Here is a 13257-nt window from a genome sequence, read left to right as displayed (position 1 = left end):
CGCTGACTGTTGGGGCCGAGACTGGCCCGGTTCCAGATTTCCAGGTCTTGGCATCTCGGTTTTCTGCGGCACCTTGCTGCTCAGTGGCCAACGGCACAGATCGCTGCCTTGAGTGCCCCCACCGAGACTGGAATGGACGAGGGGTGCTCGCCGATGGCGTGCTTCGCGACGGGGATTCTTGTGATCCCCGCGCGTGCAGCATCGTCTTGATTTCGCGCTCAAAAGCCGTGGAACCTATTGATTTGGTGCAGGTTTGCTCAGTCATCGCCAATTGAGAAAACATCACCATGAACGCATTTCGGACCGTTCGCTGGGGATGTTCTGACGCCTCGACACCGCGCGGGAGCGAAGCCTCTACGACTTGAGAGGTTGCTCTTCAATCCACTCAACGATCAATCCCAGCTGAACATCCGCCTGTTGGTACTCTCGATAAAAATTCAGCAGATCGCGCAGTGGGTTGGACAGTCGTTCCAAACCCGATATAAACGCAACGACAGTACCGATGGTTGTCTGCCCCTGAATGACCATCCAGCCGCCAACGCTCAGGACCATAAGGGGACCAATCGCATTGGCTAAATTTAGCAAGGTCTTCAATCCGTATTTCAGAAAGTAGAATCGGATTCGATTGCTAAAAATCGCTGCAATGGTGGTTTTACCCTCTTCAAGCGGGTGGCTTACGTCCTGACCAACCGTTTCATCCCCAAGTTGACGAACGAGGCTGACTTGGCGTTCGACCAGCGCATTTAACTGACGCTGCATGTAAAAAGCGAGTATAACCTGTGGCAGTAAAGCGCCTGCGCCGACAAGCGCCATGAGCGGTTGTATGAACGCCATATAAGATAGAATTACAATGAGAAACGTGAGATTTACTACAAATTCCGAAATGCTAACGCCTACAAAGCCGCCGACTCCATCAATTTCTTTTCCGATAACGGTTACTGCTCGTCCGCTATTTTCATTTCCATTCGAAAATCGTCCGTTTGCAATCTCAGATAATTGGTCGCGAGATTTTTTTACGGCGCTCTCTCCAACCCACCCCTGATAGACGAGAAGGATATATTTCAGGAAGCCTTGTACTACGATGACCGCAAGATATAGCGCCCCAAGATAAACCAGCGTCTCGATATCTTTGTTGGCGATTGCAACGTCTACAATTCGCCGTTGAAATTCAATCGGGACGAAGTTCAGCAGCGCTACGGCGATCGCGATCAATCCGACATAAAACTGATGAGCACCGCTGGTTCGCCAGACAAATTGAACAATGGTTTCGCCGGGTAGGATGGCTTTGGTGGACGTGTCCCTTGGCGTGATACGACGCAGAAGACTTGAGAAGAGGCTGCTCACTCCAACATCCTTAATCGAATGCAATTTTTTCCCGGGGCCGGAGAAAGCTCGCACCTTGAAGGCTCGAGGCGTGCCGCCGCGAAGGTCCGCCTGGATAGGTGACGTCAGAACACCCATTTGGCCCGATCCGGCTTAGGCCAGTGATCGCACCTTAGGTTCCCGAGCCCACTGCCGTGTTCGGGCCGCTTTGAGGAAGGCAGCGATTTCGCCGTTCAGCGGCGCCACGCCTTCGTCGGGAACGACGCCGGCCTTATCGAGCAGCGGTTTGGCTTCTGGGCTAAAGCCGAGACCTTTGAGATGACCGAAAGCGTCCATGGCGAACCCAAGCGCTGCTCCGTCGTTGAGCAATGCCGCGCACCCCTCCTTGGACAACACGAGCGCTACGGCATCGAATATGACTGACGGGCTCCCAGCTAGCTGCCCATTTGCCTTGAGCTTCTTACCGCCCTTGAGCGTGACGCCCCCGATCCTGGGCGCGACGATCTTAATCGTGCCGCCATCGCCCTCGACAGCTTTCATAACAGCTCCAATCAGATCACCATCCGCTCCATCCGATACCAGGATGCCGACGGTTCGACCCTGCAACGTTTCCGGATACTTCCCAACAATGCGCAGCGCAGGCGAAGCTTTCATGTTCTGCGGCGCAACTGCCGCAACCGAGGCGGTCGGTAGCTCCAAATTTAAGCCGGTTGCAACGCGCGCGGCGAGCGTCTCGTCGACATTCCGCAAATTGGACAGCATCCGCAGACGCACATGTTCGAGCGACACCTTCGAGAGTTCGAAAACCAGCGCACTGGCGATATGAGCCTGCTCTATCTCGGTCTGTGAGCGAAAGAACAACCGTGCGTGTGAGTAATGGTCGGCGAAGCTCTTCGAGCGTAGCCGAACCTTCGTTTGCTCCATCGGAAGGGCGAAGGTCCGGAACCCGCCGTTTGGATCCTCCCGCGGTCCCCCGTCTTCTCCAGCCTCGTTTAGGCTGTTGGGCTCGTAGTTGGCGCGCCCTTTGAAGACCTGCGTCTGCATCTGTCCGTCGCGCTGCAGGTTCTGAAACGGGCATCCCTTGGCCTTGTTGACCGGGATTTGGTGAAAGTTGACCGTGCCGAGGCGCGAGAGCTGGGTATCCTGATAGGAAAAGAGCCGACCCTGAAGGAGCGGATCCTCTGAGACATCGACGCCAGGCGGCATGTTGGTTGGAAGGAACGCAGCTTGTTCCGTTTCGGCGAAGAAGTTGTCAGGGTTCCGGTTGAGAACCACCCGACCTATGAATCGGATCGGGACGAGCTCCTCGGGTATCAGCTTGGTGGCGTCGAGGATATCGAATGGCAAAGCATCAGCTTCGTTTTGGCTCAGAAGCTGGACCCCGAACTCCCATTCGGGAAATTGTCCGGCAGCAATGGCTTCGTGAAGATCCCGGCGGTGATAATCAGGGTCGGCGCCGGCAATTTTGATAGCCTCATCCCAACAGGTCGACTGCGTACCGAGCTTGGGGCGCCAATGGAACTTGACGAACGTGGCCTCGTCCTTGTCGTTCAAAAGTCGAAACGTGTTGACCCCAAAGCCCTCCATCATGCGGAATGAGCGAGGAATTGCACGATCTGACATCGCCCACATGATCATGTGGGTCGCCTCAGGCATCAGCCCGATAAAATCCCAAAAGGTGTCGTGTGCGCTGGCCGCCTGCGGATAACCGCGATCGGCCTCCATTTTTACTGCGTGGATGAGGTCAGGAAATTTAATGGCGTCCTGGATAAAGAAGACGGGAATGTTGTTGCCGACGAGGTCCCAGTTGCCCTCCTTGGTATAGAACTTGACCGCAAAGCCACGGACATCTCGAGGAGTATCTACAGATCCCGCACCACCCGCGACCGTCGAAAAGCGCGTGAATAATTCTGTCTTGACGCCGACTTCGGTCAGGATCTTGGCCCGACTGAATTCGGCTAGAGAGTCCGTTAGCTCGAAATATCCATGCGCGGCTGATCCGCGAGCATGCACGATCCGCTCCGGAATTCTCTCGTGATCGAAATGTTGAATTTTTTCCCGGAGAGCGAAGTCCTCAAGGAGAGTAGGGCCGCGTTCGCCAGCTTTGAGCGAGTTTTGATTGTCGCTCAGCGGAACGCCGTGGTTTGTCGTGATCCGCTGTTCGGCAGCTGAGGCGGTTTGATGCGTCTCGCCTCCCTGGCCAGAAGTAGGACGTGGCGCTTCGGGGGATTTGGACTTGCTCATGCTGGCCGCCTGTCGCTGGCTGCAACTTCTCGGGTCCCGGCTGGGATCCCGGATTTGCTGTGCGCCTTAAACGTTCCGCTCGCCCGCTCGTTCCGCGCGCCAAAGCCGATAAATCCGCTTCAGGGCGCAAGCTGTGCATCGACAGCTGGCTCACCAAGCAGGGCTGCCCAGCCGGCGGGCGCCCCGTCTCAAAAACTCTGCCAAGGCGGGAACAGGCCCTCAGCGCATCGGTTGACTCTGCGACCGGTCACAGAGCTGGTCTCCCCAAACTCAGTCCCAAGATTCTCCAAATTCGGAGAGCAACCTATGGAGCGAGACATGGCCAACAATCAGGGCTTTGCCAACGATCCTAAGAAGGCTTCGGAAGCCGGCAAGAAGGGCGGCGAGCGCAGCCACAGGGGGCAGCAGACAGCGTATGATAGGGAGCGCCGCCAGTCAGGTTTGCAAGACGATACGCAGCGCGGTGGGGCCGGTAATTTCGCCAACGTCCGCGAACGCGCATCCGAAGCCGGTCGAAAGGGCGGGCAGAGCTAATCATCCATCCGTCGCGCATTGGGTCGGGCGGGTCCTAAAAGGCGCCCGCCCAATTTTTTGGTCATTTGCTGGAATAGGTGACCGCTTCAATCTTGTTGCCGTCAGGATCGAAGATAAAGGCACCGTAATCGTGGCCATCGTATTCGGGGCGCAGGACCGGGGCGCCTGCGTCACGACCGCCATGCGCCAGCGCGATATGGACCCCATTCTCCGGTGTCGCTGGCTTGCCGTCGACCGGGGTTTCGACGCTGAACAGAAGGCGCCGATGCCGTAGTCCGCAGAATCCACAGAGCCGTTGAGCAAGCGCATCCCGGTCACAGGCAGTACGGCGTCGTAGAATGCGCGCGCACGGCCGGTCGTTGGTACCGACGGAGATGTGATGGATCATTGCAACGCCCCCGCCGCGTCGGAAGTCGAGCGTCGTGTCATTCAGCTGCCCTCGTATGCCCACTGCTTTCGACCTCTCCGAGAGGCGCAATAGCCGGACCGTTCAGCACGCTGCCGTCCGGCGCGAAGTGTGAGCCGTGACAGGGGCAATCCCAGCATTTTTCGAGACTGTTCCATTGCAAGTGGCAGCCGAGATGGGTGCAGACGGCCGATCGCTGATAGAGGGTGCCGTCTTCGCCGCGATAGGCGGCAATCTTTGTCAGGCCGTTGCGAACAATCGCGCCTTGCCCAGGCTCAAGCTCTTCAACCGATCCCAATTCGCCCGGCATGAGATATTGCGCCAGGTTGGTCGCCAGCGTGCTGTTTTCGGTGAGGAAGGCAGAGGCAGCCTTGATCGGCTTGCGGCCCGGATCGTAGACGGCGACATAAGGATTATCCTTGCCGTCGATGAGGTCGGGAATGATTTGGCTGGCCACCACCCCGTGCGTAATCCCTTGGCCGGAATCTCCGGTGGTCACGAAGATCCGTTCGCGCCCGGATTCACGGCCGATGAAGGCGCCATAGTCGAGCGTGTCCATGACCTGGCCGGACCAACGATAAAGCTCCGGCCCCAGGCTCGGCACCAGCATCCTGATCCAGGATTCCAGTGCCGCAAAACGCGCCGGCGCGTCGTTGGCTTCGCCGGTCTTGTGGTCCTCACCGCCGGCGATCAGGATATCCTTGTCGTCTGCGCCGGAGGTCAGCCGGACGTAATGGTAGGGATCTCCGGTATCCCAATAGAGCGCGTCGGCCAGGGCTCCGCGTTCGATTTCGAAGCCCATGGCATAGGTGCGATAGGGCGCCTGCTTGGTGTGCAGGGCGAAAAGATCATGGATCGGAGAGTTCGTCGCGACGACGGCGTGGGACGCATCAACTGTGTGGCCGGAGGCAAGCCGTAGGTGCACACGGCCGTGGTCTTCAGAAATCTCCTCGACAGCTGAGAACGCGTGCAGCCGCGCCCCCTTCTTCTCCAATGCTTCGGCAAGGCCGCGGAGGTATTTGAGCGGATGAAACGTGGCCTGGTCGGGGTAGCGAAGGAAGGGGCGATCTTGCAGCGTCTCGAGCGGCAAACCTTTGCCGCGCTCGACCTTTACGCCGATCTCGCTGGCAGCCGAGACTTCATCGTCCAAAACCGATGGCTCGCTTGCGGGATCGAGAAAGAGAACGCCGTCCAATCGGCGGAACTCGCAGTCGATATCGAGTTCCGCTTGAATTGCCTCGATCCGGTCAACGGCAGCGCTCTGGCTGGCCTGAAATCCGCTCGCCAATTCTTGGCCTCGCATCGAAAGCAGTTCGGAAAGCGAGTCGTCGCAGACAGGCGCCAGATGCGCGGTCGTCCTCGCCGTCATGCCACCTGCAATGGGTCCGCGGTCCAGAACGACCACCAAGTGGCCGCGCAGCGCCAACTCGTAGGCGATCGATAGACCCGCGATCCCGGCACCTACGATGGCCACGTCAGCCTTTGCGTTTTCGGTAAGCGGCGCGGAATGGGAGGCGACTTCGACATCCATCCAGACTGACCGGCTCTGTTCACGCATCGCGTTCATGGAAAAACCTCCTGTGGTTTTGAGCCTCCAACGCTTTTCCGGGCGATCTGTTCGAAGAGTTCTTGAGTTTAGACAGCCCGGTGCGATCGCAGGGCTTCGCGGCCTAAGACGATGGCCGTTCGAAGGGCGGCATCGAGCAAGACGGGCGGCGGAAAGGGACCGAACTCACAGTGGTATTCAAGGCGTTCGCTGCGTCTGGATGCCACGGCAATGAAAACACGGCCCCGCGGGTTACCGCGTTCGTCGGGGACAGGGCCGGTTACTCCGGTAATGGCTAATGCAAGATCGGCCGTCGTGTTCGCCAGAACGCCCTCCGCCATGGCGCGTGCGACCGGGCGTGACACGGCAGAGGGCGCCTCGATCTCACTAGCCGACACGTCGAGGAGGTCGATTTTGGCGGTTGCGAGATACGTCACAAAGCCGCCATAGAGAGCGTCTCCGGCGCCTTCCGCTTTCGCTAAACTACTGGCCAGAGCACCCGCGCTACAGGACTCAGCGACGGCGACAGTGATCGTGAAGGCAGTGCTCGTGACCAGCTGCCAAGATGCGCTGAAACCGAACGACGGCCCGGCCAGAAGCCACAGGACCATCGAACCGAAAGCGATGAACACAACAGGCGAGCGGCTGGTCCACCGCGCCGCCGCTTAGAGAGGCGCGTTAACCGGGAGGGCGAGGGGGCCTCGCCTGACAGGGTGTCTACGGTTGGTGGTGCTTCACTCACGTTAGTCCCGGAACGCTACAATTAGGTTGGCTACGGGCTGTCGCCGCTCGCTTTTCATAGTCATCGCGAATGGTCGCGAGCTTATCTTCGTCGAGTTCCTCGAGGTCCATCAGCTCTTCACGCGCGCCTTCGACCTTGGACAAGAGCTCGTCGAGCTTGATCTGCATCGCGGCAGTGTCGCGGTTCTGGCTGTTCTGGATCACGAAGACCATCAGGAAGGTAATGATCGTGGTCGACGTGTTGATCACCAGCTGCCAGGTGTCGTTGAAGCCGAAGAAGGGGCCCGACAGCGCCCACACGATCACGACCGAAAGCGCGATGAACGATGTGGCAGGCTTACCGGCATAGCGGGCTACGGCCTGCGACAGTCGGGTGAACAACGACGATTGGCCAAGATTGGAAACCGGGTCGGTTTTGTCGGGCATGATACGCTCGTCAAAGGAAAGGCGGCTCCGGCGTTGCCGGAGCCGCATTAAGTCACGCAGCCTTGGCTTGAGCCTGCTTGTTGACCTTGCTTTCGCCGAGTGAGGACAGCGCCTGGTCGGTCTTGAGCTCCTCGGTCAGCGTCTGGTCGAGCAGCTTCACGGCATTGGCAAGGCCAAGCTGCTGCGCCCAGGCTTTCAGCGTGCCGTAGCGCGAGATCTCGTAATGCTCGACGGCCTGAGCCGAAGCGAGAAGGCCGGCGTCGAGCGCTGGGCTGCCCTCGAATTCTTCGATGATCGATTTGCCTTCCTCGATGATCCCGAGGATCGCGTCGCAGGTTTTGCCGCGCGGCGCCTTGCCGATGATTTCGAAGACATCGGCCAGGCGTTCGACATGCGTCTCGGTCTCGTCGCGATGCTTCTCGAAGGCCTGCTTGAGCTCCGGCGATTTCGCAGCCTTCGCCATTTTGGGAAGCACCTTCAGGATCTGCTTTTCGGCGTAATAGATGTCCTTGAGGGTATCGAGGAACAGGTCGTCGAGGGTTTTGGGTTCGGTTGCCATGAGTTTTTTCCTCCGGTGTTGGGCGACTCCCTAACGACCAGAATGCATCTCGGTTCCGATCCCTTTTCGCGATTTTGGATGAGCCTGCTTCGGCCCCGTTTGGGCCTGCATGACGGCGAGCGAACCAATATGGGGACCGGCCGTTAGCACTCTGAAAAACGCCTCTGCCAGGGAAAGACCATCATGAGATCTTTGCGCGACAACGGATTGACCATCACCCTCCTGAGCGTCACTGCGCTGTGCATTTTGGGGATGGTCGCTTCAGGCCTAAAGGTCGAAAATGAAATGCTGGCAAACCATGGCCAGCCGCCTCTGGGTGTCCTTTCGTATGTTTCGTCCGGGGCATTTCTGTCGGCGCTCTTCGAGAACTGGGAGAGTGAGTTTTTGCAGATGGCAGCCTATGTCATGCTCACGGCCACGCTGTTCCAGCGCGGATCGGCTGAGTCCCGCGATCCTGATGCGCCAGAACGTGACAGTGAGGAGCTACCTAAAAGCTGGCACCGCAAATCTCCTGCTCTGCAATGGCTCTACGCCCATTCTCTCGGGCTCGCATTGGCGGGCCTTTTCGTGGTGTCCTTCGTACTGCATTGGCTAGCGAGCGCTTCTGCTTCGAACCAGGAAGCCTTGCTTCACAACGAGGAAGTCAAAACGGCGCTCGCCTATCTTGTCGACGCGCGGTTTTGGTTCGAGTCCTTCCAGAACTGGCAGTCAGAATTTCTCTCGACGGCAGTTCTCGTTGTGCTGTCGATCTTCCTGCGGTTCAAGAACTCGCCTGAGTCAAAGCCTATCAGCGCGGCGCACAGCGATACCGGCGCATAGAACATCGTCTGATCGCTTTGATACGGCGCCGCCCCGACAAAGGCGGCGCCGTCAGTACATCTCGGCAGCGACGGGACGGACTAGCGCGATCCAAACAATGCGCTGAGATCTATCTCTTCGTCACGGTGCTTGCCGCCAAGGACAGCCGCGAACCAGGCTGCGGCAGCGCCTGCCAGCAGGGCCGCTGCGGTCAGGAATGCTGTTATGACGCCCATCCGGCGAGCGCGTTCTGCCGCCTGCTTTGCCGTCTCTTTTGCCTGATTGAGCTTCGTATAGGCATCGTCGATGCGCTTCTCGGCATCCTGCTGCGAGATGTTCGACCGCGCGGCGAGCCGGTTGGCGATGTAGCTGCGGTCAGCGGGATCGAGCGCGCCGCTCGCCAGGCTGCGGCTTAAGACGCGAGAAGCTTCCTCGCGTTCCGCGGTCGATACGGGCTGGGCGGCAGTGGAGCGCATTACTGAGTCCAATGCCGAGCCAAGCGGATCGACTTGCTGGCTAATCAGCGCGCCTGCGCCCGTAGCCGCCGCGGCTACGCCGGTCGCGGCGGTTTTGGCGGCGCCGGTGAGCGCGGAGCTGGTAAGCATCGCGACAAGCAGGGCGCCCGCTGCCCAAACGACCAGCCCGTGCGCGCCATCGCGCACATGGCGTTCATGCACGGTGGCATCGGGAGTTGGTCGACGCATGCGCCCCGCCAGATAGCCTCCGGCGGCGCAGGCCGAGATCGTTATCCAAAGTGCCCAGAGTCCAGCCGCGATCGCCAAGGCGGTCAGACCGGAAGAGCGGGAGGTGTCGGCGGAGACCATCGAAAGCCCGATGGCGGAACCGAAAGCCGCCATGATGGTGGTGATGGCGGCAGCGATTACAGCGCCGCCGATGATCGGACTCCAGTCGAGATAGGAAGAACTGTTGCCGGTGCTGGGAGCAACGACGACCACATCCGTTGTGTCGATTGCCATGACATCAACTCCTAGCGGAGGCCGAGGAAGGACAAGATGGCCAGAACGACCACGACGAGGCCGATGATGTAGATGATGCCGTTCATAAAGAGCTCTCCCGCCAAACGCGCCAGAATTGTCACGCGGCAAGAAAACGAGAGCCCCTCCGGGATGTTCCGATTGAAGCTGTCCTCCGGCTCAACAGTCGTTGGCGGCCAGTTGAGCGGCATTCCGAACGTGATGGCGCCGACTCCTGAGACCTGACTAGCGCGCGTTGAGAGAAATGGGCCCTGAGGTGCAGCCCCAGCTTTCGCGAGCGCATCTTTGACACTTGTCCGAGACGAACCTGCCCGCCTGAAAATTCCCGTTTGTGGGAACATCTTGCGCAGCCTGCCGTTCTGATTTGCAGCCTCACGGCGCCTTCAAAAATGGGGAACGATCATGAAACGTGCGCTTCTCACGATGGCTTTGTGCGTCCTGATTCCGGTCGGCGGCATTGCACAAACGAGCACCACTTCGCCGACGCCGGCGCCGAATGCACCGGCTGACGCGAACGCTCCGCTTCCCGGCGCGAATAGCTTCACCGAGGGACAGGCGAAGAGCCGTCTCGAGGCCAACGGCTTCACCAATGTCGGCGAGCTCAAGAAGGACGATAACGGTGTCTGGAAGGGCACCGCCACGCATTCGGGTGCGCAGGTGAACGTCTCGGTCGACTACCGCGGAAACATCACCCGCAACTGAAAAGGAGAGTCAAATGACCCGCACGATCACTCGCGCCTATGATGATTACGCCTCCGCGCAGGGCGTTGTGAATCAGCTGGAAGCCGCTGGCGTCGCCAGTTCCGATATCAGTCTGCTCGGACGTCACGAAAAAGCGGACAACGATGACAGTAATGCCGGCGAGGGCGCTGGCATCGGTGCCGCGATCGGCGGCACTGCCGGCCTGCTGGCTGGCCTGGGTCTGCTCGCCATCCCTGGTGTGGGACCGGTGGTCGCCGCCGGGTGGCTGGCTTCAACGCTGGCTGGAGCGGCGGCGGGCGGCGCCACCGGTGGAATCATCGGCGCGATGACCAGCGCCGGAGAGGACGAAGACAGCGCGCATTACTATGCCGAAACGGTTCGCCGAGGCGGCTCTGTCGTCTCCGTTCGAGCGCAGGAGAGCCAGGCGGCCGAGGTCGAAGCCATCATGGACGGGGCGACCCCGATCGACCGCGAGGCCCGTCTGGCCGAATATCGCCAAAGTGGCTGGAGTCGTTTCGATGAGTCGGCCGCGCCGTATCGGTACGGTGCGATCTAAACAGGCTTCCAAATCGGCGCTCGCGCAGCACTTAGCCTTGCCGGAAAAACAGCCTCAGCTCGGCGAGAGGCACAGCGTGACAAAAAATCTGCCTCGTCGGCTCGCGCCGCCGGGGCCTTTTTTGCTACTGCGCTGGGCGCAAATCTGCGTGCCACTGATCCATTTTGGCCAGAGCGGATTGCAGTTTGACCAGAGTCAATTGAGGGAAGAGGAGGTCGACGTCGGTTCAGCCCTCGATGGCGAGCTTGATAACCACCCCCTCGGACGGATCTTCACTAATGACGATATGATTACGTCGAGCCCGGTCACCGGTGTGCTGGGTTTTCCTGCCATGTCCGGTCTCACTTACTAGTGCGGCACCGGGTCGCCGCAGGGATCATTTGGGCCGCCAAGCTGACGTCTGCAAGCGGTCTTGCCGCGGGATATGGGCTCCGCCATCGCACAAGTCTTGATCGTGAACACCTCCGGCCGCCTCGCTGGGCCCGCTGGATTCACGTCTGTCATAAAAAACGTCACCACCAGTTTAGCGCGACCTGCACCGCGCCTAAGAGGATTCCTCCCACCAATACGAAAATGAATATCCATTGAGTCACGCAAGTGACCCGCGTGCGCTCAGGTTCCTCAGAGTCACTTTGCTCATCCATGGCGCGTGGCTCATTTATCGTCGTTGGTTCGAGTTGCGCTCATCGCCACCGTTTGCGCGACGACCTCTGCGAAGGCCTCTGGATCGATTGCCTTGCCGAACAGAAAGCCCTGGCCGAAATGGCACCCTAGATCTCGCAGCCGCGCGCATTCCTCTTGCGTCTCAATGCCTTCCGCAACGATTTGAAATCCCAGTTCATCGGACAGACGAACGATCGCTTCGACAATAATGTTTTTCGAGCGGCTTTGGCCCAGACCCCGGATGAAGCTGCGATCAATCTTGAGTTCCGTAATGGGAAACTCTTCTAAATAGCGCAGATTAGCGTATCCGGTTCCGAAGTCATCGATCGAGAGGCCAACGCCGAGGCTCCGAAGGCGCGTCATGATTGCGATCATAGCGGGCGAACTCTCCGCCATCTTGCTTTCCGTGAGCTCAAGCGTGATCCAGCGAGGATCGACACTGCTCGCCGAAATAACCTCATCCACGAACGCAGGCATGTCGCGGTGCCTGAACTCGATGGCTGACACATTGATCGAGATGTTGAGCGCCCGGCTGCGCCCTTGATTTATCCGGGCGGCGAAGTCTGCCACAGCGCGTAGCCCGCGCCTGCTGATCTCGAGGATCAGCCCCGTGTCCTCGGCATGGGAGATGAAGCTCCCGGGCAGTTGCGTGCCGAATAGGCCGTGACGCCAGCGCAACAAGGCCTCGCCCCCCGCAATGGCTCCTGTCGAGAGATCTATTTTGGGTTGATACTGAAATCCGAACTCGTCATTTTCCAGCGCCTGCTGCATCTCGCGGGTCATCCGGATGCGATTGCGACTGCGCATCTCATCCTCGGCTTTAAACTCGGACACATCGAGAAAATTGCTGGATTTGGAGCGTCGCAGAGCGGAGTCGGCCTGACGCATCAACTTCGTCCCATCCAAGGCGGAAACGCCGACGACAAAGCCAATGGCAAAGCGGATATTGATCGTCGCTCCCGACACGAGGAAGTCTGACGCCAAAGCAGAGCGGATCAAATTGATCGTCTCTAAAGTGTTATTCGGGTGCCCGAGCGGCTGCACGACCGCGAATTCATTGGACCCTGTTCGCGAAACGATGGCGAAGCCCACGCTCCGGATGCGCTCGGCAATCTGTCTCAATACCGCGTCACCGGCATCGTAACCATAGCCCGAGTTGATTTCATGAAAGCCCGCAACATCGATCTTGGCGACAAGCATCGGAGCTGACTTCTCTCCTGCGAGACGAGTAAGCTCGTCCGCAAATGCATTGCGGTTGAGTGCGCCCGTCAAAAGATCGATACGGGCATTTTGCTCGACATGGTCCAGGGCGCGCTTCCGGACTGTTACGTCCCGCATCAGCCCGAGGTAATGAGCGGGCCGGCCATCAACGATATTGATCGGCGTGAGCCTAAGCTCGTTCCAGAACATTTGTCCGTCTTTGCGATAATTTCTCAGTGTTACGCAAACGCTCCGTCGATTATCTATCGCCTCGCGAAGACGCTCAATTTCTGGCTGAAGTCGATCTCCTCCCTGAAGATAACGGCAATTTTTTCCAATTGCTTCGCTCTTTGTATACCCTGTAATACGCTCAAACGCCGGATTAACATATATCAGCGCGCAATCGTTATCGTGCAGATCGCCAACGAGTACTCCATCTGTCGATAGGTCAAGCAGGCTTGTCAGATCCGGCTTGAGGGTGAGTTGATCATGTCCGTAGGCGCGCTGGTCAATCTGCAATTCGGGTTTGACTAAATCCGGTTCGAGGGTCTTGCTCATATCGGG

At 58.9% G+C, this 13257-nt stretch carries 14 protein-coding genes and 3 pseudogenes; 6 read left to right on the top strand and 11 right to left on the bottom strand.

Going from position 1 to position 13257, the window contains the following annotated elements:
* Positions 1 to 354: 354 nt before the first annotated feature.
* Both ASE66_RS30695 and ASE66_RS30690 read right to left on the bottom strand, forming a co-directional pair.
* Complete coding sequence (locus ASE66_RS30695; protein ID WP_057193755.1) at positions 355 to 1461, bottom strand: ABC transporter transmembrane domain-containing protein; 1107 nt, start codon at positions 1459 to 1461, stop codon at positions 355 to 357.
* A gap of 15 nt (positions 1462 to 1476) precedes the next feature.
* Positions 1477 to 3567, bottom strand: a complete 2091-nt coding sequence (locus tag ASE66_RS30690) for a catalase (protein WP_057193754.1) — start codon at positions 3565 to 3567, stop codon at positions 1477 to 1479.
* Here ASE66_RS30690 and ASE66_RS34120 point away from each other — a divergent pair.
* Together ASE66_RS34120 and ASE66_RS34115 are read left to right on the top strand one after the other, a co-directional pair.
* Positions 3505 to 3960, top strand: a pseudogene (locus tag ASE66_RS34120) (general stress protein); the annotation flags it as partial. The gene ASE66_RS30690 and the pseudogene ASE66_RS34120 overlap by 63 nt on opposite strands.
* Positions 3961 to 4008: 48 nt before the next feature.
* Positions 4009 to 4098, top strand: a pseudogene (locus ASE66_RS34115) (KGG domain-containing protein); the annotation flags it as partial.
* Between the two features lie 64 nt (positions 4099 to 4162).
* Here ASE66_RS34115 and ASE66_RS31820 read toward each other — a convergent pair.
* The 6 genes and pseudogenes from ASE66_RS31820 to ASE66_RS30665 form a co-directional block, all read right to left on the bottom strand.
* Positions 4163 to 4489, bottom strand: a complete 327-nt coding sequence (locus tag ASE66_RS31820; protein WP_244495130.1) for a VOC family protein — start codon at positions 4487 to 4489, stop codon at positions 4163 to 4165.
* A gap of 37 nt (positions 4490 to 4526) precedes the next feature.
* On the bottom strand, positions 4527 to 6074 hold the full coding sequence (locus ASE66_RS30680; RefSeq protein ID WP_057193753.1) for an FAD-dependent oxidoreductase: 1548 nt from the start codon (positions 6072 to 6074) through the stop codon (positions 4527 to 4529).
* A gap of 68 nt (positions 6075 to 6142) precedes the next feature.
* Positions 6143 to 6586, bottom strand: coding sequence for a CinA family protein (locus ASE66_RS30675; RefSeq protein WP_274532985.1), 444 nt, complete (start codon positions 6584 to 6586; stop codon positions 6143 to 6145).
* A gap of 9 nt (positions 6587 to 6595) precedes the next feature.
* A pseudogene (locus ASE66_RS33795) lies at positions 6596 to 6703 on the bottom strand (low affinity iron permease family protein); the annotation flags it as partial.
* A gap of 88 nt (positions 6704 to 6791) precedes the next feature.
* Complete coding sequence (locus ASE66_RS30670) at positions 6792 to 7220, bottom strand: low affinity iron permease family protein (RefSeq protein WP_057193751.1); 429 nt, start codon at positions 7218 to 7220, stop codon at positions 6792 to 6794.
* Positions 7221 to 7272: 52 nt separating this feature from the next.
* Positions 7273 to 7779 carry a ferritin-like domain-containing protein gene (locus ASE66_RS30665; RefSeq protein ID WP_057193750.1) on the bottom strand — a complete coding sequence of 169 codons (507 nt, stop codon included), beginning with the start codon at positions 7777 to 7779 and terminating at the stop codon, positions 7273 to 7275.
* 183 nt (positions 7780 to 7962) lie between these two features.
* Between ASE66_RS30665 and ASE66_RS30660 the strand changes: the two genes are divergently transcribed.
* The gene (locus ASE66_RS30660; protein ID WP_057193749.1) at positions 7963 to 8598 is read left to right on the top strand and encodes a DUF6766 family protein; all 636 of its coding nucleotides are present in this window, start codon (positions 7963 to 7965) and stop codon (positions 8596 to 8598) included.
* 80 nt (positions 8599 to 8678) lie between these two features.
* Here the strand turns inward: ASE66_RS30660 and ASE66_RS30655 are convergent, their stop codons facing one another.
* A complete protein-coding gene (locus ASE66_RS30655; protein ID WP_057193748.1) occupies positions 8679 to 9554 on the bottom strand; it encodes a hypothetical protein in 876 nt (291 codons plus the stop codon).
* An 11-nt stretch (positions 9555 to 9565) separates the two neighbouring features.
* Complete coding sequence (locus ASE66_RS30650) at positions 9566 to 9763, bottom strand: hypothetical protein (protein WP_057193747.1); 198 nt, start codon at positions 9761 to 9763, stop codon at positions 9566 to 9568.
* Between the two features lie 211 nt (positions 9764 to 9974).
* Here ASE66_RS30650 and ASE66_RS30645 point away from each other — a divergent pair, with 211 nt between their 5' ends.
* The 3 genes from ASE66_RS30645 to ASE66_RS32400 are packed head-to-tail and all read left to right on the top strand — an operon-like array spanning position 9975 to position 11182.
* Complete coding sequence (locus ASE66_RS30645) at positions 9975 to 10274, top strand: PepSY domain-containing protein (protein ID WP_057193746.1); 300 nt, start codon at positions 9975 to 9977, stop codon at positions 10272 to 10274.
* Between the two features lie 13 nt (positions 10275 to 10287).
* Complete coding sequence (locus tag ASE66_RS30640) at positions 10288 to 10830, top strand: hypothetical protein (RefSeq protein WP_057193745.1); 543 nt, start codon at positions 10288 to 10290, stop codon at positions 10828 to 10830.
* The gene (locus ASE66_RS32400; RefSeq protein ID WP_156412421.1) at positions 10793 to 11182 is read left to right on the top strand and encodes a hypothetical protein; all 390 of its coding nucleotides are present in this window, start codon (positions 10793 to 10795) and stop codon (positions 11180 to 11182) included. Before ASE66_RS30640 ends, ASE66_RS32400 begins: the two co-directional genes overlap by 38 nt.
* 302 nt (positions 11183 to 11484) lie before the next feature.
* Here the strand turns inward: ASE66_RS32400 and ASE66_RS30630 are convergent, their stop codons facing one another.
* Positions 11485 to 13251 (bottom strand): putative bifunctional diguanylate cyclase/phosphodiesterase, encoded by a 1767-nt coding sequence (locus ASE66_RS30630; RefSeq protein WP_082613883.1) that lies wholly within the window; start codon positions 13249 to 13251, stop codon positions 11485 to 11487.
* Between the last annotated feature and the right edge of the window lie 6 nt (positions 13252 to 13257).

Source organism: Allobosea sp. Root483D1 (genome assembly GCF_001429505.1).
GTDB lineage: Bacteria > Pseudomonadota > Alphaproteobacteria > Rhizobiales > Beijerinckiaceae > Allobosea.
Note: the sequence above shows the minus strand (reverse complement) of the source record. Positions and strands in the feature narration are given on the sequence as shown.